The 20,569-nt window shown below is 53.0% G+C and carries 17 protein-coding genes; 4 read left to right on the forward strand and 13 right to left on the reverse strand.

Annotation, left to right across the window (positions count from 1 at the left end; genetic code table 11):
* Nucleotides 1–16 precede the first annotated feature (16 nt).
* The 6 genes from O9139_RS31185 to fucU form a co-directional block, all read right to left on the reverse strand.
* Nucleotides 17–1,345 (reverse strand): response regulator, encoded by a 1,329-nt coding sequence (locus O9139_RS31185; protein ID WP_270885637.1) that lies wholly within the window; start codon nucleotides 1,343–1,345, stop codon nucleotides 17–19.
* Between the two features lie 103 nt (nucleotides 1,346–1,448).
* Nucleotides 1,449–2,219, reverse strand: coding sequence for a polysaccharide deacetylase family protein (locus tag O9139_RS31190; protein ID WP_270885638.1), 771 nt, complete (start codon nucleotides 2,217–2,219; stop codon nucleotides 1,449–1,451).
* Between the two features lie 127 nt (nucleotides 2,220–2,346).
* Nucleotides 2,347–3,006, reverse strand: coding sequence for a class II aldolase/adducin family protein (locus O9139_RS31195; RefSeq protein ID WP_270885639.1), 660 nt, complete (start codon nucleotides 3,004–3,006; stop codon nucleotides 2,347–2,349).
* A 6-nt stretch (nucleotides 3,007–3,012) separates the two neighbouring features.
* Nucleotides 3,013–4,512 carry a rhamnulokinase gene (locus O9139_RS31200; RefSeq protein ID WP_270885640.1) on the reverse strand — a complete coding sequence of 500 codons (1,500 nt, stop codon included), beginning with the start codon at nucleotides 4,510–4,512 and terminating at the stop codon, nucleotides 3,013–3,015.
* A 33-nt stretch (nucleotides 4,513–4,545) separates the two neighbouring features.
* The gene (locus O9139_RS31205; RefSeq protein WP_270885641.1) at nucleotides 4,546–6,336 is read right to left on the reverse strand and encodes an L-fucose isomerase; all 1,791 of its coding nucleotides are present in this window, start codon (nucleotides 6,334–6,336) and stop codon (nucleotides 4,546–4,548) included.
* Between the two features lie 98 nt (nucleotides 6,337–6,434).
* Nucleotides 6,435–6,857, reverse strand: coding sequence for an L-fucose mutarotase (gene fucU, locus O9139_RS31210; RefSeq protein WP_270885642.1), 423 nt, complete (start codon nucleotides 6,855–6,857; stop codon nucleotides 6,435–6,437).
* 170 nt (nucleotides 6,858–7,027) lie between these two features.
* On the opposite strand from fucU, the gene O9139_RS31215 reads away from it, so the two are divergent.
* Nucleotides 7,028–8,032: a LacI family DNA-binding transcriptional regulator gene (locus O9139_RS31215; protein WP_270885643.1), complete on the forward strand. Its 1,005-nt coding sequence runs from the start codon at nucleotides 7,028–7,030 to the stop codon at nucleotides 8,030–8,032.
* Nucleotides 8,033–8,085: 53 nt separating this feature from the next.
* On the opposite strand, the gene O9139_RS31220 is transcribed toward O9139_RS31215, so the two are convergent.
* From O9139_RS31220 to O9139_RS31235, 4 genes are all read right to left on the reverse strand, one after another.
* Complete coding sequence (locus O9139_RS31220) at nucleotides 8,086–8,928, reverse strand: SDR family oxidoreductase (protein WP_270885644.1); 843 nt, start codon at nucleotides 8,926–8,928, stop codon at nucleotides 8,086–8,088.
* A 121-nt stretch (nucleotides 8,929–9,049) separates the two neighbouring features.
* Nucleotides 9,050–10,390, reverse strand: a complete 1,341-nt coding sequence (locus O9139_RS31225; protein ID WP_270885645.1) for a TrkH family potassium uptake protein — start codon at nucleotides 10,388–10,390, stop codon at nucleotides 9,050–9,052.
* Nucleotides 10,391–10,722: 332 nt separating this feature from the next.
* The gene (locus O9139_RS31230; protein WP_270885646.1) at nucleotides 10,723–11,586 is read right to left on the reverse strand and encodes an AraC family transcriptional regulator; all 864 of its coding nucleotides are present in this window, start codon (nucleotides 11,584–11,586) and stop codon (nucleotides 10,723–10,725) included.
* A 220-nt stretch (nucleotides 11,587–11,806) separates the two neighbouring features.
* Nucleotides 11,807–13,573 carry a glycoside hydrolase family 35 protein gene (locus tag O9139_RS31235; protein WP_270885647.1) on the reverse strand — a complete coding sequence of 589 codons (1,767 nt, stop codon included), beginning with the start codon at nucleotides 13,571–13,573 and terminating at the stop codon, nucleotides 11,807–11,809.
* Nucleotides 13,574–13,715: 142 nt separating this feature from the next.
* Here O9139_RS31235 and O9139_RS31240 point away from each other — a divergent pair, with 142 nt between their 5' ends.
* Nucleotides 13,716–14,738 carry a helix-turn-helix domain-containing protein gene (locus O9139_RS31240; protein WP_377525570.1) on the forward strand — a complete coding sequence of 341 codons (1,023 nt, stop codon included), beginning with the start codon at nucleotides 13,716–13,718 and terminating at the stop codon, nucleotides 14,736–14,738.
* A gap of 102 nt (nucleotides 14,739–14,840) precedes the next feature.
* Here the strand turns inward: O9139_RS31240 and O9139_RS31245 are convergent, their stop codons facing one another.
* From O9139_RS31245 to O9139_RS31255, 3 genes are read right to left on the reverse strand one after another with little or no spacing between them, the layout of a single operon-like run.
* Nucleotides 14,841–15,611: a DeoR/GlpR family DNA-binding transcription regulator gene (locus tag O9139_RS31245; protein ID WP_270885649.1), complete on the reverse strand. Its 771-nt coding sequence runs from the start codon at nucleotides 15,609–15,611 to the stop codon at nucleotides 14,841–14,843.
* A gap of 17 nt (nucleotides 15,612–15,628) precedes the next feature.
* Entirely contained in the window at nucleotides 15,629–17,296 is a 1,668-nt protein-coding gene (locus tag O9139_RS31250; RefSeq protein ID WP_270885650.1) for a DUF4091 domain-containing protein, read from the reverse strand.
* Between the two features lie 36 nt (nucleotides 17,297–17,332).
* Complete coding sequence (locus tag O9139_RS31255) at nucleotides 17,333–18,328, reverse strand: PHP domain-containing protein (RefSeq protein ID WP_270885651.1); 996 nt, start codon at nucleotides 18,326–18,328, stop codon at nucleotides 17,333–17,335.
* 222 nt (nucleotides 18,329–18,550) lie between these two features.
* Here O9139_RS31255 and O9139_RS31260 point away from each other — a divergent pair, with 222 nt between their 5' ends.
* Complete coding sequence (locus O9139_RS31260; protein ID WP_270885652.1) at nucleotides 18,551–19,504, forward strand: metallophosphoesterase family protein; 954 nt, start codon at nucleotides 18,551–18,553, stop codon at nucleotides 19,502–19,504.
* A gap of 180 nt (nucleotides 19,505–19,684) precedes the next feature.
* On the forward strand, nucleotides 19,685–20,551 hold the full coding sequence (locus O9139_RS31265; protein WP_270885653.1) for a DMT family transporter: 867 nt from the start codon (nucleotides 19,685–19,687) through the stop codon (nucleotides 20,549–20,551).
* The last annotated feature ends 18 nt before the right edge of the window (nucleotides 20,552–20,569 follow it).

Here is a 20,569-nt window from a genome sequence, read left to right on the forward strand (position 1 = left end):
CTTATTGTGTCACATGTTACGAACCCGCGCTTTTCAACTCGGAAATATTGATGCCGAAATGCTTCTTAAAAATTTTGCTAAAATGCTCCGGCGACTCGTAGCCGATGGCCTCCGAAATCTCATACCTGCGCTTATCTGTCGTCATAATAAGCCGCTTCCCTTCCTCCATGCGCAGCCTCGTTACATAGTCCCAAATATTGATGCCCATCACCTTTTTGAACAAATAACTCAAATAATTCGGGCTCAGGTGCACACTGTCCGCAATATCCTGCAATTTCAGGCCTTTTTGGCAAAATGAGCTCTCCATATACGTCTTAGCAGCAAAGACGATGCGATGATTCGCCTCATCCATCTGCGTCCTCGACAAAGGCTGATCGCTCATCACATGACCGATATCCTCGATGTAGACCATGTAATGTCCTTTGTGCGCGTCATTATCGCTCCAATTCAAGCTGGTCTGCGCTTCTTTGTACAGAACCGGCCACTGGGTCACGCCTTCACGAATGCGGCTGATGCCGATGCGGCTTTTGACATTGACATATTTTTGCAAATTGGTATGAATCATCTGTGCGACCATTTGCAGCTGATTCACGCGCAGCGCGTCCCGATTCTCCTCTTCTGACACTTGCAGCAGCAGCGTAAACGTCGAATGATGATTGTTGAACACCAAATGGTTCCACTGGCCGGCCGTTTCATCCATAATGTTCAAAGCGGCGTACTTGAGCAGATTCCTGTCCTTCAACGTCAAAATCTCTTCATCATGGATGCCGCCACGCTCCAGAAACAGCTTGATCATCAGCATGCTGTAATACGTTCCGTCCAATCTCCTGCCAAGTGTTTCCAGGATGCCGTCGACTTCGCTGGGATGGATGGCCCCGGTCATCAGCTCGTTTAAGTAATAGTTTTGCTCCGGTGAGGAATATTCAGGGAGCGCCCATTTGCCTTCCCATTCAGCAAAATGCCGCGCTTTTTCCTCTTTGTCGCTCAGCAACTGCTTGACTATAGCAAGCAGCCGGTCCGGCGTAATCGGCTTGACCAAATATTCTTTGGCGCCAAAACGGATCGCCTTCTGCGCATATTCAAATTCCCCGTGCGCCGATAGGATTACAACCGGAATCGACGGGTCTTCCATGAAAATGTTCTCGATCAGCTCGATGCCGTTCATTTTCTCCATTTGAATATCGGTGAATACGAGATCAATCTTCTCCAAATGAATAAAGTCCAACGCTTCGAATCCATTATAAGCGATAAATACCTCAGAGATGTTCAGGCTCGACTGGCGCAAAATCGTCGCCACACCTTTACAAATCATCGGTTCGTCATCCACAACCAAAATATTATACATGTCCTCACCCCGACAGCGGCATTTGTATACCAATTTTAGTGCATGAAGCGCCGTTTTGACAGGATGAATATTACGATAATAAAAAAAGGCACCTCCGATAGACTCATCGAAAGGGGCCGTATTTCTCATTTTGAATTTGATTAAAAGTTTTAGTCAAATCGGCATAGCGAATCTCGAACTCCGCATGTCCGCCGGCGGCATATCCGACACCAATGCTGATGCCGAGCGCTTCCTTCGTTAAATAGCTGAATGTATCCGATTGATCTTCCGTACCCATACGATCCAGATCGTCGGCGCGCTGGAACATGCGCACCAGCTCGTCTTTGGACAATTGCTCGTGCAGGCTCGCCATTAAGGGATTCAACGCTTTGAACCGGCCGCGCTTGAATTTGTGCACGAGCCTTCTGTCAATCGGCACGAGATCTTCCAGCCTCAGCCTGTTGCCCCGCACCAAATCCACATTTGTCGTATAAAACAAAGGATTTGGGTGTGCGGCGCCTTCCACGTAGCCGCTCCCTCGATATTGAACGCTCAGCAGCTTCGAACTCCGCAACGTGACAGTAAAATCAATGTCCAGCGTGTAGGGCTGCGTCGTATCCTTATCATACAGCTGCCCTTTCAGCGCCTCCGCTCGGAGCAAAGCATTGATCATTTGCTGCCGCTCCGGTGGCGCGTTCAGCTGCCTAAGCTGTGGATACCGAATGTGGATCGCGCCGTTTTCATAGTCTTCTGAAACGACCTCGTATTCTTGGACAGCCGCCTGGTTGGCCGGATTCAGCGCCTGTACAGTCACGCCGTTTGGACTGCATCCCATAAAGACAAAGGATAAGACAAGTAAGAGACCTGCTTGCTTGCAGATGCGGGTTGTGCTCATGTGGAGTCGCCATCCTTGGAACAAATTAGGATTTCTTTCGCATAGGATGTCCAATTGCGCACAAAAAAAACACCCGTCCCAACGCTGCAATTCAGCGAGAACAGGTGTTTGTATGAAGCTTGCAGCACTATTTCATTTGCTGCAGTAAATTAACGCGGTAAGCCTCGCTTTCGAGGCCTTGAATTTCTTTATATTCCTCTTCGGTTAACCGGCGTGGTGTGCCGACCGATTTGGCGATGAGGTAGATTTTGGCGCTTTCTTCCATCACTTCTGTGCGATAGTAGGCTTCGCGCAAGTTTTTGCCGGTCGTGACGAGACCGTGGTTTTTGAGCATAATGGCACTGTAACGATCCGCTTGCGCCGCAACCAGATTCGCCAGCTTATCTGTCGTCGGCACGACATAAGGAACGAAGGCGACATCGCCGACCAGCGCCGCCTGATCCGGGAACAGCATCGGTAGTTCGTCATCGACGAGCGTCAGCGCGATGCAGTACGCGGGATGCGTGTGTACGATCGCTTGCATCGCCGGGTTCACGCGATAGCAAAACAAGTGCATCAGCACTTCGGATGAAGGCCGATACGTTTGATCCAAAATATCGCCCGATGGAATGTGCACCGGTACCCATTGTTCGGGTTCGATATCCTCCAGCGCAAAACCGCTCGGCGACAAATACATCACATCCTCGAATCTGGCGCTGATGTTGCCACCGGGACCGACGACGAGCCCCTTCGCGACACTTTTGCGCGCATACTTCGTCAGCTCTTCTCTCGTTCTCTGCTCCGACATCTATGTTCAGCTCCTTACGGATTTCTTATGAATAACTTCTTTATACGTCTCAAAAGCTTCCCGCCACTGCGCGCTGTCCTCAGGCTCATAACGATCAGGCGGGAACGAGTCTATCACTACCTGACGGATTTGTTCCAAAGACTGTACCTCGCCGTGCGCTTTCGCCTGCATCATCACGTTACCGATCGCCGTCGCCTCGACTGGCCCGGCAATGACCGGACGGCCGGTCGCATTGGCCGCCAGCTGGCAGAGCAGGCGGTTCTGAATGCCGCCGCCGACGATATGGATCGCGGTGAGCTTGCGGTCCAGCAGATGCTCGATTTCATCCAGCGTCTGCCTGAACATCATCGCCAAGCTGTCGACGATGCAGCGGACTAGCTCCGCTTTCGTCTGCGGCACTTGCTGCCCGGTCTGAAAGCAGTAATGGCGAATCCGCTGCGGCATGTTGCCCGGTGCCAGGAAGGCCGCGTCCGCCGGATCGACATAGCAGGTCAGCCCGCGTTCCAGCTTTGCCATTTCCTGCATCTCGGTATACGAAAGCGCTTCGCCTTCGAGCTCCCACTGGCGCTTGCATTCCTGCAAGAGCCATAAGCCCATGATGTTTTTGAGCATGCGAATTTTGCGTTCTGCGCCGCCTTCGTTCGTAAAGCCCCAGCGTCTGGCATGCTCATTCATGATCGGCTCATCGAGCTCAACGCCCATAAGCGACCAGGTTCCACAAGAGATGTACGCATAATCGCCCTGCAGCGACGGAATCGAGACGACGGCTGACGCCGTATCGTGCGAAGCTGTCGCCACAATCGGAATGGGGCCAACCTGCAGCTCTTCGGCGATGTCTCGGCGAAGATGGCCTTCAGCCGTACCGGGCATGACGATCGGCGTGAATAAGGAGGAAGGGGCTGCAATCTGGTTCAGCAGCTCTCTGTCCCAATCTCGCGCTATCGGGTTCAGCAGGCCTGAAGTGCTGGCAATGGTATATTCCGTTGAGCGAACGCCTGACAAATAAAAGCGGAATAAATCCGGCATAAACAGCATGCGGGTATCGGCGTCTACTTGCAGCGCGTTCTCACAGGATTCCGCAACGAGTTGAAAAATGGTATTAAAAGATAAGGACTGAATGCCCGTACGGCCGTATAAGGACTCATCCGGGAGCTTGCTTAGCAGTTCTTCCATCGCCGGCACGTTGCGCGCATCGCGATAGTGATATGGATTACCCAGCAGCTTGCCTTTGCCGTCCACGAAGCCGTAATCCACGCCCCACGTATCGACAGCGATGGAAGCCGGGCTGCCTGAACCGTGCTGCTTATAGGCGTGAATGCCTCGTTTCAGCTCATGAAACAGCCGCAGGAAGTCCCAGTGCAGACTCGTTCCCAGCTGAACCGGATCGTTGGCAAAACGGTGGATGTCTTCCACCGTAAGCCGGGAGCCGTCCCAGCTGCCGAGTATCGTTCTCCCGCTGCTTGCTCCGAAATCAACGGCCAGCATATGCATATGGTTTGTTCCCAACGAAGTCACCCCGCTTTTTTCGTACGATTCCCTTTACTTATACAGCGGTCCAAAATTGCTGCATGCGCGGAAATCGGCGCCTTCCGGATCCTTCGTGCCGAAATTGCTCCATACGCGCGGACGGAACACTTTATCGCTCGGTACGTTATGCATGGAGACCGGGATGCGTAAAATAGCTGCCAATGTAATCAGATCGGCGCCAATATGGCCATAGCTGATCGAGCCGTGGTTCGATCCCCAATTGTCCATGACCGAATATACGTCGGTAAAGGAATCTTCGCCAGTCAAAATCGGCGCGAACCAAGTCGTCGGCCAAGTCGAATCCGTCCGCAGATCGAGCGTATTGTGGACGTCTTCCGGCAGGTCGACGGTGTAGCCTTCAGCCAGCTGCAGGACAGGACCTAGACCCTTGACCAAATTAATGCGTGACATCGTCACCGGCATGCCGCCTTTGGTCAGGAAGTCGGTCGAGTAGCCGCCGCCACGGAAATATTCCACGGATGCAGGGCGCCAGGACGTTGCTTCCAGACACTGCGTCACTTCTTCGTCCGTGATTTCCCAGAACGGCTTCATCACCGGCTGTCCGTCCCGCGATTGCTGGCCTGTTCCGTCCAAAGCAGCCGGACCGGAATTGATCAGATGGAGAATGCCGTCTTTAGCAGCTCCGGTTAATGTATGACCGGTCACGCGTTCAACCGCATCCGGACTCCAATACGTTCTGACATCGGCAAAAATTTGCGCTGTATTCGTCAGCAAATTGCCGAACAGCATCGCAACGCCGTTCAAACTGTCGTTCTCCGTGGCGACGAGATAAGGCGCGCGCTTGCCGTTCCAGTCAAACGATGTGTTCAATACGGCTTCCAGGAAATCCCCGTTCGGGAAATGATCCGTCCAGTGGCGCTGCCCTTGGAAGCCTGACAGAATCGCATTGTGACCAAGCGCTTCTTCGCCGAACTCCAGCTCGGCAAGCTTGGGATTCCCGACCATCAGATCGCGCACGATCAACGACATTTTCACAACCGTTTCCCAATCTTGATCTTTGCGTTCACGGGAGGTCTGGATTTGCGGCGGGTTATTGTCCGGACCTTCCTTGCAGTTCTCTTTCACCCAATTCAGAGCAAGGCGGTATTCTTCCGGATCAAAAATTTCTTCATCGATTCGGCGCACAAGCTCCGACATGTCCACATACTCATTGCGCATACCCAGGTAGTTTTGGAACAGCTCTTCGTTCACGATCGAGCCCGCGATGCCCATGGATACGGAACCGATGGACAGGTACGATTTGCCCTTCATATAGGCCGCCGCAAGTCCAGCTTTGGCGAAACGGATCAGCTTCTCCTGCACGTCCTGCGGAATATCCGTCGTGCCCGCATCCTGCACGTCTTTTCCGTAAATGCCGAATGCCGGAATGCCCTTCTGCGCATGGCCGGAAAGGACAGCTGCCAAGTACACCGCACCAGGACGCTCCGTCCCGTTGAAGCCCCAGATCGCCTTCGGCGTCGTTGGATCCATGTCCATCGTCTCTGTGCCGTAACACCAGCATGGTGTCACTGTAATTGAGACGCCTACGCCCGACTTGGCAAATTTCTCCGCTGCTGCCGCTGATTCAGCCACACCCCCGATACAAGTGTCGGCTATGACGCATTCCACCGGCTCACCGTTCGGATATTTCAGCGTTTCGCTAAGCAAGGCGGCAACCGCTTTGGCCATGTTCATCGTCTGCTCTTCAAGCGACTCGCGCACCCCTTTTCTTCTGCCGTCTATCGTCGGCCGAATACCGATTTTCGGAAAACCTTGTTTCCATCTGTTGTCATTGTTTGCCATATTTATTAGCCTCCTTCGTCTATTAACCGCTTGATAGGGTAGAGTTATCGATAAATCAATAGGTAAAATAAAAAGGCTTCCTTTCGCTATGTTCACACCTAGCTGATTACGCCTTTTTTCAAAATGATGTTCGCATATAGCGCTTTTTCGCTCGTGGCCACAATGGCATAAGCTTGCTTCGCCCGCTCGTAAAATGCAAACCGCTCCATATGTTCGGTGGCCGGTTTCATGTGCCGGCTGATCAGTTCTTCATAGGTGCGCCAAATCGGCGTCTCCACCTGATCGCCTGGCACGACCGCCATGAGCGCAACGGGCTGCTCACTATATGTATCGAGCGGGAACAGCTGTAAAACCGCTTCCAAAAGTTCCGGAACGCCATGTCCGTCACAGCGCAATAACCGGTTAGCGTGGCTGGCCGCCGGGAAATTGCCGTCTGCGATGACGATTTCATCGCCATGCCCCATCTCCATCAGCACCTTCAACAGTTCAGGTGACAGGATACTGGGTATACCTTTTAGCATACTGCTTCCTCCTTTGACGTCTTGCCGCAAAATGTCTCGTTCAATCATACGCTTGGAAAAGCTAAAATATTCGTGTTACCGATAACTCAAAATTAACAATTAACTGCCTTGCTGTCAATTGTTTTTTTCTATACAATAGACAAATAACTTACGTGGGAAGGTTACTGTACATGGTTACTATTTATGATATTGCTGAAAAAGCAGGCGTCTCCGCGATGACCGTATCGCGAGTTATCAATAACACGGGGCGAATCAGCGAAGCGACGCGCAAGCGTGTCCGCAAAGTGATGGAAGAGCTCCATTACATCCCGAATTCAATGGCCCGCAGCCTGGTGCTGCAAAAGACGAAAATACTTTCCCTGCTCATTACGGATATTACGAATCCGTTCTATACAACAATCGCGCGCGGTGCCGAGGATGCGGCGAAGCGCTCGGGATATCGCTTGCTTTTTGGCAATAGTGATGAGGATTATGTCAAAGAAAGGGATTACGTCGATATGATTTTATCGACTCGCGTGGATGGCGTGTTGTTCGCGCCGACGGGAGATCAGTCGCTTGAACATCTGCAGCAGCTGCAGAAGCATAATATCCCGTTCGTCGTACTGGATCGGGAAGTGCCGGGCATCGAGGCGGACGTCGTGCTCGGGGACAGCAAGGAAGGCGCGCGCAAGCTGGTCGAGCACCTGATCGGGCTGGGGCACAAGCGGATCGCGCTCATTAACGGCTCGCAGGATGTATCTACGGCGCGCCTGAGGTATTTGGGCTACCGCGAAGCGCATACGCTGAGCGGAATGGCGCCGGACGACACGCTGGTCGCCCACTTCAGTTACCGCGACTTCCACGACGAGTCGGCGTTAGACGCTTTGCTCGGCCTGGCTTCGCCGCCGACCGCTATTTTTGCCGCGAATAACATGCTCGCCGTCGGCGTTATTCAGGCATTGCGCAAGCGCGGCCTGCAGGTGCCGCGCGACATCTCGGTTGTATGCTTCGATGACTTCGTCCATGCCGAAGCAATCAATCCTTTTCTGACGGTGGCTGCACAGCCGGCGTATCAGTTTGGCTCGCTCGGCATGCAGCTGCTGATCGAGCGGATCGAAGGCGAAGCCGCCCGGGAGCAGCGCAAGCTCATCTTGCCGTGCGAGCTGCTGATCCGGGCGTCGACGCGCGCGGTGTGAGCGCGCACTTATGATATTCGCTCCGACACGGCAGATGGCCTCAAACCCGCTCCTCAACGCAGCATGCGCAGCACGACGGCTTCGTACCATTTCCACGGCAGCAGGCTCCGGCTCCACAGGCCGAGGCGCACGCCGCGCCCCAGCGGGTAGCGAAGCTTGGGGCGTGAACGGCCGGCGATGCTCACGATCGCGTCGGCAACTTCCTGCGGGTCCGGCGCTGAGCCGGCCGTTTGCTTGACCATCTGGAGCAGCTTGCTCAGCCGGCTCCAATAAGGCGAGGCTTCGGTGGTATATACACCAGCGAAGCCTTTGCTCCAAATATCCGTCCGGTACGCACCTGGCTCCACCAGAACGACACGGACGCCGTACGGCTTCATTTCCAGCCGCAGCGATTCACTAAAGCCCTCGATAGCGAACTTCGAGGTACTATATGGCGCAAAACCCGGGTAAGCCGTCAACCCGCTTACACTGCTTAAATTAATGATGCAGCCCGAGGCTTGAGCCCGCATATGCGGCAGCACTGCTTTGGCCGCGGCGATGACGCCGAATACGTTGGTCTCCAGCTGCTCCTTCCACGCCTCCATGGGCACATCCTCCACATATCCGCCGATGGCATAGCCGGCATTATTCACGAGAACATCGATCCGCCCGTGCTTACGAATCACTTCCCCTACTGCCCGGTCAATTGACTCGTGCACGGTCACATCCACCTGCATAATCTCCAAGCGCTGTTCAATGCCGGCGCCCTCAGCCAAAGCTAGTAATGGGCTCTGCTTCGCCGGATCACGCATGGTCGCGATCACATAATATCCATTTTTGGCCAGCGCAATGGACGTCAGCATACCAAAACCGCTCGAAGCCCCGGTCACAAGTGCGACTCTCTCGTCTCGATTCATCCTCAGGCCTCCCTCCCCGTAAACGTCCATCATATAAAGTCGATTCTGTTGTATATGCTAGCCCATGATTCCGGCACACATGACACATGGCGTTATAAAAGTTTGTGGTTCTAGCGAGGATCTACCCAATTATAATCTTCCCTTCCGGATGCCGGTACAGCTCCTTGCCCCGCTTTGTCAATAAAGCATACGCAAGTGTCACGAGACCGATACGACCGATAAACATCATGATGACGATGATCACTTTGCCGGCGGAGGTCAGATCTTGTGTCAGCCCCATGCTTAAGCCAACTGTGCCAAATGCGGATGCCGCCTCGAACAAGATCATCAGAAAATTCTGATCCTGAAAAACACAGAGCAGCAGCGTAGCCGTAATCAGCAAAATCACAGCCAGCAGGCTAAACGAGATGGCCCGGTATATATCCCCTTTGGAGATGCGCTGCTGGAACAGGACGACGTCTTCTTTGCCCCGGAGCATCGCTCCCACTGTTGCGAACAGGACGACAAATGTCGTGATTTTGATACCGCCTCCCGTTGAACCTGGCGCAGCACCGATAAACATCATCACAATCATAAACAATTGCGTACTTTCCCGCAGTCCGCCGATGTCAATCGTATTCACACCCGCAGAACGCAGGGTAACTGATTGAAAAACAGAAGCCAACAGCTTCGTGTCCCAGCTGAGTGGTCCGAGCGTTTTCGTATTCGTGTACTCGAACGCATAGATGACGACTGCGCCTAGAACTGTCAAAATGGCGGAGCCCGCTAACACGACTTTACTGTGTAAGGATAGCTTTCTTACTTTGGGATATACAATCAGATCCGAAATCACGATAAACCCCACACCGCCGAGAAAAATAAGCATAATGGACACGATATTCATGCCCACATCGTCAACGTAAGGCGTCAAGCTGCGAAACCCGCCCAGCAGTTCAAAGCCCGCATTATTAAAAATAGAAACCGAATGAAAAATGCCAAAATACAAAGCTTTGCTAAACCCTAGATCCCGCGACCAATGAATGGCAAAATAAAGAGCCGCCGCAGCTTCGATCGCAATGGAGTACAAGAAAACTTTGCGTGTCAGCGTAATAATCCCTTCCATCTTACCTTCATTCATCGACTCCGTTAAAATGAGGCGCTCTTGAAGAGAAATTTTCCTCTTCATAAAAATCGAAATCCAGGTAGCCATCGTCATGAAGCCGACTCCCCCAAGCTGGACCAGGGCTAGCACGACAATCTGGCCGAACAAAGAGAAATGTGTGCCAGTATCAACTAAAATAAGCCCCGTTACGCAGGTCGCCGACATCGACGTGAATAAAGCGTCCATAAAGCCCATGCTGTGCCCGCTGACTGATGCGAGAGGCATGTACAACAGCATGGTGCCAAAACAAATGATAAGCAAAAAGCCTCCGGCAAGCGCTCGGGGCGGCGTTATTTTGATCGCAGTTGTTGCATCGCGCATGATATCACCTCAACCACTAGAATACCATTATTTAGGTGAAAATAACATCAATCGACAAAAAAGACCCCTCTTCCAATTACATAAAGAGGAGCCTTGATGCATGAATGTTTAATAAGCGGTGTAATGTCCTATGTACAAGTTCGCCGAACTGTCCGAGCGCGTATTTCCGTGCACAATGGCCGTGCCGCCGACAGCGTTCACAACATAACCGACCCCATCGAGGTTGACATGAATTCCTCCTCTAGGTATCCATTTCATATAAGCGCTTACAAGAGAAAGTATAGCGGATGGTCCTCCTTTCATGTGCAAAGCTATTGCTATGAAGTTGCACGTTATTGCTGTCCTGAAAGCAGCTGCGAGCGGTAAGATTTGGGCGTCAGCCCCAGCATTGTTTTGAACACCCGGCAAAAATAAGAACCATTCAAAAAACCAACTTCCTGCGCAATGTAGCCGGACGTTTTGGACGTTGTTTCGAGCAGGAGACACGCCTCTTTCAATCTGCGGTTGGTAATAAATTCCGTAATAGAGCTGCCAGTGGACTGCCTGAACGTATGTGATAAATAGTAGGTCGATAAATGCAGATCGTCGGACATTTGATGCAGATCGAATTTTTCCTTGAAGTGAAGCTCGATCCATTCGATCATTTGTTCCACGGTGTGACTGTAGCGGGGTTTAAACTTATGTTCGCTGTGTGGGGCAATCCATTCTTTTTCATAAGGTTCTAGATGCTTTAAAAGAAATAATAGACAAAGCGTGAATTCCTCCTGGTGTTTGCCCGGATGAACGTCTTTGAGTTTGCGGTTCAACTTCTCAAAAAGAGGCGCCAGCTCGTGCTGGCCAGGGATGGCTTGCATCGCAAGCGGCCCTTTCCAGAGTGTGCCGAACAGTTTGCGCAAACTGCCAAAAGCATGCAATCCGTTATCCAGCAGATACGGATCAAACATCAGCACCGTGCGTATGAACGTACCCTGCATGCGGATGCGGTGCTGCTGAAACGGCTGAAAGACGAGCAGCGTACCGGGCTGAACCGGGGATTGCTGCTTATGGACTTCCACCGTCCCCCTGCCCTCGTACACATACAAAAACTCCATGCTCTGATGGGCATGATGCACTTCCCAATGCTGCTGTCTGTCCGACTTGTAATGATTCAGGTGAAACGGCTCTTTCTTCACATTCACACTTGTGCTTAATTTCATTCGCTATCCCTCCACAGATGCGGATATTTTTGGAAGCGGTTTCTTCGAGACGACTGTATCACAGATTGGCGGAAGCGGATTGTGAATTTTATAGGGAAGCTTGTATTTTCTCTATGTAAAAAGAGGACGAAAAAAAGACAGCCGATCGTGAACTGCACCCCATTGGTTATCCACAACTAACAATGGAGGTGTAGTTCATTTTCGACTGTCTTTGTATTCGCTAGCCTAAATCGGGCCGGTCGCTCAGTTCAATAACCGGTCGCTTCGTTTCGTGCAGCTCCAGCACGACGATCTCGTTTGCACCTGATCTTAAAAGCGGTGCCGGTACATACAAGGTGCGCTGCGGCCCTCTATCCCAATAGCGGCCAAGGTTAAAACCGTTGATCCAGACGACGCCTTTGGTCCACCCTTCCAGCTTGACGAAAGTATCTCCCGCCTCTTCCACATGGAAGACACCTTTGTAAAAGGCAGGTCTGTTATCACTTGTTTTTTGGATCGCATCCGGCTCTGGGGTATATTGCAGATGCGAGACTTCTTCGAGCGGGAGCGGATAGATCGTCCAGTTGAACAAAAACTGATTGTTCAACCGTACGCCTTCCGTGATGCCTTTATGATCGCGCAGTTTCGGCCCGTAATTGACGCGCCCCATATTTTCCACGACAATGTCAAGTTTAGCCCCGCCAGCCGGAATGTCCACCTGCAGTGGACGCGCATCCCAACGTTCGACAACACCTTGAAAAACGCCGTCCAAAAACACCTGTGCGCGATCATGCACATCCTGGATTGTCAGCTTTTCGGCGGTACGCGGACCGGAAACAAATGTCGAGTAGACGATAAAGCCGTAATTTTGACCCAGCTTTTCCATCGGTTCTGGGTAAACGCGCTGTACCGGCTGTGCCAAAAGTGACAGCTGTTCCAGCAAATCCGCTTTTTCGTTCAGCAAAATAGGGCCGTAGCTTTTCTTGGCTATTGGCGCCGGGAATGCCGGTAATTCTGCTGGGTTTACACCCAAATAGGCTGTCAACTTCTCACGTACCGCTCTGTATTTGTCCGTCTCATCCCCGCACTCCGACAAAGGCGCATCGTAATCGTAGCTGGTAATGGTCGCTTCATATTTGTCCTGGAAGTTAGCGCCGTTATAAAAGCCGAAGTTCGTCCCGCCGTGGAACATGTAAAAGTTCACCGAAGCGCCAGCCCGAAGCATGCGCTCGAAAACATCGGCGACATCGCCGGCATCGCGGGTGTGATGCGGCTTCAGCCAATGGTCGAACCAGCCGTTCCAATATTCCATGCAGACCAGCGGATCATCGGAGCGATATTCGCGGAAGGTGTGGAACGCTTCCTCCGGCTTAGAGCCGAAATTCACGGTCGCCAGCGTCCCCGGAACGGTTCCGCCTTGCAGCATGCCGTGCTCAGGACCGTCCGATGTGAAGAGCAGTACATCCACACCTCGTCGGACAAGACCATCGCGCAGATAAGCGAGATAGGCCTGATCATTCCCATAGCTGCCATATTCGTTCTCGATCTGCATGGCGATGATCGGGCCGCCGTTCGTGCTAAGCCGCGTTGTCAAGCGAGGGATGAGCTCGTCATAGTAGCGATCGACTTTGGCCAAATAGCTGCTGTCCAGGCAGCGAAGCCGCATGTCCGGATATTGCAGCAGCCATGCTGGCAGTCCGCCGAACTCCCACTCCGCGCAAATGTACGGACTTGGCCGCACGATGACATGCAAGCCTAAGGCGCCCGCCGTTTGGATAAAGCGTTCGACATCGGCCATACCTGCAAAGTTGAACTCCCCTTCCTTTGGCTCATGCAAATTCCACGGAATGTACGTTTCCACCGTATTGAATCCGCACGCTTTCAGCTTCAGCAGCCGGTCCTCCCAGTATTCGGGCACGATGCGAAAATAATGAATGGCGCCGGAAATGATTTGCAGCGGTTCGCCATCCCATATGAATTGTTGTTTGTTGATTTGTAATTGTGTCATAGAAGTCCCCCCATATCGTTTCGTCTAGATCTATCATCGCGGAAAGAAGGATGTGACTCAATCACCAATTTGATCATTTTCTATACCAAATGTGCCGAGCGGTGCTAAAATGGTAAAAAGGAAACGAAGGGTGTGCATGCAGATCGACCATTTATTCAGCTTCCCAAATATGACAAATACGCTGCAGGTTGTAGGCTGCCATTTCGGCGTCCAACCGCCGGGCTGGCAGTTCCCCCGGCATCATCATCATTTATTCGAGCTGCTTTGCTGTCTGGAAGGCGAAGTTGTACAGGAGATGAATCGCGAAACGATTCTGATGCAGAAAGGTGACTGGCTGCTGATCAAATCGGGGCTGCGGCATCAATCCTCCAACGCTGCTGCCGGGGATTATGGTTACTTCAACGTGCATTTTGATCTCGATGATGCCGGGATTCGCAGTCTGCTCGCCGCTTCCCCCTACCGGCACATTCGCCGGGAGGCTGCGGAGCAAAGCAAGCTGCTGTTTTATGTCAGCGAGCTGGAAGCGGTGATGCGGCGGAGCCGGTCTTCACAAGCAGGCAGCGAGGCTGGGCATCAGCGGCTGGTGCTTGGTTTTGAAGACAAGCTGCTGCTGCAATCGTATACGCTGCTTATTATTCATGACGTGCTCTCGCTGCTGCAGGAGCACGATCAGCCGAAGCGACAGCCGGAGGCTGAGGGCGCGAGTGACGTTGGACGCGGGGGCGGGACTGGCGGCGAGTCTGGCGGCGAGGTGAGGGCGGTGCATGACGGTGGCGGCAAGAAGGCCACGCTATTTGCCGCCGATGTGGCGCACGCCATCGAGGAAAAGCTCTCGCACGGGCTGTGCGAAGAGGCCTCCGTCGCCGGCGTCGCCAAAGCGCTGAACTTGAGCCGCAGCCAATGCAGCAAACTTTTTTCCAGCGTGTACGGCCTGTCACCAAGACAGTACGTCAGCCGGCAAAAGCTGAATCTGGCAAAGGAGCTGCTCGTCACGAGCAATATGCCGATCGGGGGCATCGCCGAGAAGCTCGGCTTCCACTCCGCGAGCCATTTCTCGCGGCAGTTCAGGCGCTGGACCGGCCAGTCGCCGACAGCGTTCCGACCCCGCCACCAATCTGGCGGTGCAGATGCCGAGGGGGGACTTAACGTTGTTCCACAGCGTTAAGTCCCCCCTCGGCCCGCGCTACCGTTCGTTAGCGTCGTCAAACGCGCTTATCACACTCGCTCACGACCCCACACTTACCGATGCAGGCATGTCAGCCACCGCTCACTCGCTGACCAGCACCTCGATGCCGAGCGCCTCTATGGTGTCGATCCACTCCTTCGGACAGCCCGGATCGGTGATCAGCATGGAAATTTCCTCCAGCTTGGACACTCTAGCAAACGTCGACATGCCGAATTTGGAATGGTCGGCGATCAGAATGGCCTCCTCGGCGCGCTGCATCATTTTGCGGGAAATAATCGCCTCAGCCAAGTGAAAATCCGTGATACCGTCCGTCAGCGAAATGCCGCCAGCCGTAATAAACGCTTTGTTGACCTTGAAATGGTCAAGCAGTTGCTCCGCCAACGAACCGGTCGCCGCACGGTACTCCACATTCATCTCGCCGCCGATAAAAATGATTTTGCCCTTAAACATCTCCATCGCCATATTCAAGATCGGCACAGAATGCGTGATGATCGTCAAATTCGCATGATCAAACAAATACGGCAAAATTTCCAGCGTCGTGGTGCCATTATCCAGCATGATCGTCTCCCCATCCTGAACCAATGAAGCGGCGAGCTTGCCCATCGCCGATTTTTCCCGCTTCATCATTTGCGTCCGCTTGAGAAAAGGCGGCTCCACGTGCTCCATCCGCATTTTAACCGCCCCGCCGTATACTTTGCGCAGCCGCCCTTCCTTTTCCAGCCGGTCCAAATCGCGGCGAATCGTTTCTGTCGAGACACTGAGCAGCTGCGCCAAATGATGCACTTGTACTTTTCCTTCCATTTCCAATTGGGCAAGAATCGTCGTTCTGCGATCCTCGTAAGTTAACGACATGGTGTACCTCCTATTTTTTACCCCGAAAAGCCGCTTTGCTCCTGTGCAATAAGCCGATTAATCTTCTCCCGCTTGATCACCAGCCAAGATGGATCGTGCGGATACTCGCTGAATGTGAGCGGCGACTCGAGATCCTCTTCGATCAACGCAATCGTCCGCTCGCACCCGATGAGCGTTTCGAGCAATTCAAGCGCCCGCAGATCCTGCAGAGCTTCATAAAACACTTGCATGCGAATGGACTCAATCGGTCCCGCATCGCCCGGATATACCAGGAAAGCATCCCCCGAAGGAAAAGCGCGGTCAGCATCGGTCTGCACGAACGGGTTCAACGGCTTGCGCGAATATTGTGAATGCCAGAAGTTATAGCCCCAGTGCAAAAAGCCCCGGATATTGAATTTATACAATTGAAAGCCAATCACGCGATTGCGCTCCGAGGGGAAGGCAAAAAAGCGGTTGGAAACCTGCTTATACTGCGCACAGCAGTAATACGTCCATAAATTTTGCACGCCATGCGCTAGGAAAGGCTCGATATGATCGCTGGCCACAACCGGCGTTTTCACAAGTCCATGCCCGTAAAATTCATAGTTGGATAAGGCGTCGAACGTTGGATAATCGGCTAAAAACGCCCGCAGTCGGGCGCTGGCCTGCTTGTAGCTGTCCAAATGCTGCAAGCCGGGTTCATCCGAGACGTGAAAAAACACGCGCTCCTGAATACCCGCTTCGCGAATAAACCGGTCCAGCTCCGGCAGCAGCGCCTCCAGAAACTGTCCGTATTCCGCACCCGAGGCGTCCGTCTCCCAGCCAAAAATCCGCTTCAACTCCCCACCTTCCACAGCCATCACCTTGGGAGCGAATTGCGCCCCCCACTGTGTAAACAGATGGGAGAACTCGAAATATTGCAGCCCGCAGCGCTCACCCATCGCAATCCATCTTTGCAGCAGGCTAAAATCAAACGCGTACCCTTGTGCACTGCGCGCCACGCCAATCAGCTGCACCGTCGGTCGCTCCCCGCCTATTTCCGTATCGAGCGGTGGTGTAAAGAGCGGGGTCAGCAGCATATTGATGCCCATCTTCACCGCTGTCTGCGCATATTGCTCGATGAGCTCCCAATGCCCCTCGCTGAACACATCCACGTTGTAGTACACGGCGAGGCAGTCCGTATGGAACCATTCGGTGCGAATCAGCTTTTGCTTCGGCAGCGATGCATTCAGCACTTGCAGCTCGATGCGCTGCGCCCCAAGCAACTGGCCTTCAGCTCCATGCAGCTGCACTTCAATCGGGTATACACCTGCACTGAAGCGGTCCGCCAACTCCACGGTCACCCACACCGCATTCCAGCTCCCAGGCAGAGCTGACTCTCCCTTAGGATCTAGCGGATACAGCGGATCGGGAAACAAGCCCGGCTGATCATTGATCACATAACCGTCATGATCATCATAGCAAGGAAGCTCGCTGGGCGCTAAGCCGACTCTGCGAACCGTTACTGCATCTGACAACGACGATTGGACTGTAAAACGAATTCCTTTCAAAAGCTGTTCAGCCCGATAGGCGATCTGAAAAGAAAATACCTCATTACTTAAGGCTGTCGCCTTGTCGATCCGATAACGAGAATCGGGCTCCTGGCGGCTTGCCAGCACTTTAGCCAACGAATTGAAACAGCGCAGCTCGATTAAGGGTTTAGACATATCAAAGTCTCCTTCCGCAATTTCATCTACATTTCCCTATAGTTGGGCGGTAATTCGCTCTTTTTGCTGGAAATAAACGATCTCCTTATAACCGGATTGCTTGAGCAGCTCAGCTGCTTCATCCAGCATCATCCCAATATCGTCAGGGTAGTGCGAGTCTGAGCTCAACGTGATGGGGACGCCATGCTTGCAGAGGGCCTGGAGAAACGCCGGGCTCGGGCAGGCCTCTTTGACAGGATAGCGATACGCAAGACCTGTATTTATTTCCGTAGCCACATCAGCCAATCTGAGCGCTTGCGCAACATCTTCATACATCGGGATCAGCAACTGCTCATCCGGACGATAGTTAAATACTTTGAGATTATCCAAATGCGCGATGATATCGAACAAACCGCTGGCAGCCGCCCCTTTGACTGTATCAAACAATTGCCGGTACAAGGCTAGCAAATCTTTTTGCTGAAAAAGATGCTGCGTCTCCGGATTATCGAACCCCCAGCCATCCAAAAAATGGACGGAACCGATAACGTAGTCAAACGAGTATCGGCCAAGGAGCTCGCCTAATTCTTCTTCGCCGCCAGGAAAATAATCGGCTTCCAGCCCTAACGACACCGGATGGCCGGCTGCTTGCGCTTGCCGGACAGCGTCCAAATAAGGCTCGATGGAACCTATGCATACGCGGTCGAGCCAATACCGCTGCAGCCTGCCGAGGGGCGTGTCGTCGACGATCATATGCTTCTCGTAGTAGGCGCGAAATTCCGTAAACCGGTATCCATGATCCACCATACCGAACCGCTCAATACCTTTTTGCTTGCCCCGTTCAAAATAGTGCCCGAGCCACTCTGCATGAAAGCATCCTTGATCCATGCGGCGCTTCAGCGCGGCAACCAGCTCCTCCGCCCACGCCAGCTTGTGCTTGTGACCATCATCCGCCAGCAATCCGCTGCTAACCCGTTGCAAAGCTTGTGCTGTGCGCTGCACCCAACCTGTCGAGTACGGTCCTTCCTCCAAATGAAAATGAAAATCTACCTTCATGGCAGCCTCCTGCATATGACTGTTTGTCATGATTTATGACTATTCATGTTGTTTTCTTTCAGTCTAAATTTCCTTACCAACTTCTGTCAACCTCGATTAGAGGCGGTAAAAATACTCGTTGACAGTTCCAAAAACTGGGTATACAATGTCCACGAAACAACGATGCACGCTGTAAGGAACAACAAAATTCAACAAAATTCCACTTTACGAGGGGGCTATCTCTTGCAGCATTCACTCCGTTTTCGCCAAGATCATACGTTTACGATCACGCAATTTACCGACATACATTGGAAGGATGGCGGGGAGCTCGACCAGCAATCCCAGCAGCTGATGGACATGGTTCTCGATGCGGAGAAGCCCGATCTCGTCGTGTTCACCGGCGACATCATCTATACGGGCTTCGTTTCGCCGGGCACGCCGGAATGCGAGCATCCGGCGCAAGCTTTTGAACAAGCCGTTCATGCGGCTGCATCCCGGGGCATCCCGTGGGCGTTCGTGTTCGGCAACCACGACTCGGAGAAAGGGATCACCCGGGAGGAGCTCATGAACGCTGCTTTGTCGCTGCCGCACACGGTCGCCCGGCGCGGCCCGCAGGCACTGAGCGGCGTCGGTAATTATACGCTGCAGATTAACGGTTCAGAAGGCGAGCCTGCGGCCGTTCTGTACTTTTTGGACTCCGGCGATCACGCCGCCGTGGAGCATATCCCCGGCTACGACTGGATACGCCGGGACCAAGTCAACTGGTACGCGGAGGAAGCCCGCAACCTGCGTGATCGTTTAAGCGGCAGCCTGCTGCCTGCGCTCGCTTTTTTTCATATCCCATTGCCCGAATACAATGAAGTGTGGAAACGCGAGACGTGCTACGGGCACAAATTCGAAGACGTCTGCTGTCCCCGTTTGAATTCCGGCTTATTTACCGCTATGGTCGAAGCCGGAGATGTCATCGGCACCTTTGTCGGGCACGATCATATCAATGACTACTGGGGCGAGATGCACGGCATCCGCCTCTGCTACGGCCGTGCGACCGGGTACAACACATACGGCCGGGAAGGGTTTCCGCGCGGAGCGCGCATCATTCGCTTGCGCGAAGGCGAGCGAACCTTCACAACGTGGCTTCGCCTCGCGGATGGCACCGTCGTCACCGAACAGCCCGAGCATGCGCCAAGCGTGGAATAGCACCGCCAACTAGCACGAGACAACGAACACAGGCACTCTCTGCACCTATCATGGGTGCGGGAGTGCCTTTTTGTGTCCCAAACTGAAATTTCGATTGACATCGCTAGGTCGCCGGCATAGAATAGTCAACAAACAACATGATTTCAAATAAATCAACAAGATGTCAAAACATGAAAGGAGATGATCCACTTGCTGATTTCGCTCCTGCTTGTCGTCGCCTCCGGGCTCGCCCATGCGGTTTGGAGCTTGTTCACCAAATGCAGCCGCAATAAAAGCGTGTTTCTCTGGTCTATCGTGATGGGCTCAACGATCGCACTCCTGCCTTATCTTATTCATGAGCTGTGGCGTCACCCGCTGTCTGTTTCCGCTTACTTATTGATGCTGCTCTCAGCCGCCTTTCAGGCTGTGTACGCCCTGCTGCTCACGCAAACATACAAAATGGGCGACCTCTCCCAGGTATACCCGATTATGCGGGGCACAAGCACCTTGCTTATCCCGATCGGCGGCGTTTTGTTCTTGCATGAGTCGCTATCGCTTTGCGGATGGATCGGCCTGCTCTGCATGGTGTGCGGCTTCGTCTTCCTGAGCGGCGTCTGGAATGGCCGTCAACGCCAACTGACAGCATCGGCGACACGAAAGCCGTTCCTTATGGCCTTATGCGTTGGCGTGACAACAACCTGCTATGTTTTTGTCGATAAGCTCAATCTCCAGCATATTTCCGCGATTTCCTTGCTGGAAATCACCAACATCGGCTTCATTGCGGGACTCACGCCACTCGTCATCAAATCGTGGGAAATCCGCGCGGAATGGAAGCAAAACAGGTGGATCATCCTGCTTGGCACGATCCTCAATCCGGGATCATATCTTTTATTTTTATTTGCCATACAGCATGCTCCTGTTGCGCATATTTCCCCCGTCCGGGAAATCGGCACACTCTTCGCCACTTTGCTTGGCATTGTTATACTCAAAGAAGCACAAGGCCTGCGTCGCATCACCTGCTCCATTATCATCACGGCAGGGATTATGCTCATTGGCATTTTCGGCTGAGGCGGTGACGGGGTACAT

This window comes from Paenibacillus aestuarii (assembly GCF_027789125.1).
GTDB classification, from domain to species: Bacteria; Bacillota; Bacilli; order Paenibacillales; family NBRC-103111; genus Paenibacillus_E; species Paenibacillus_E aestuarii.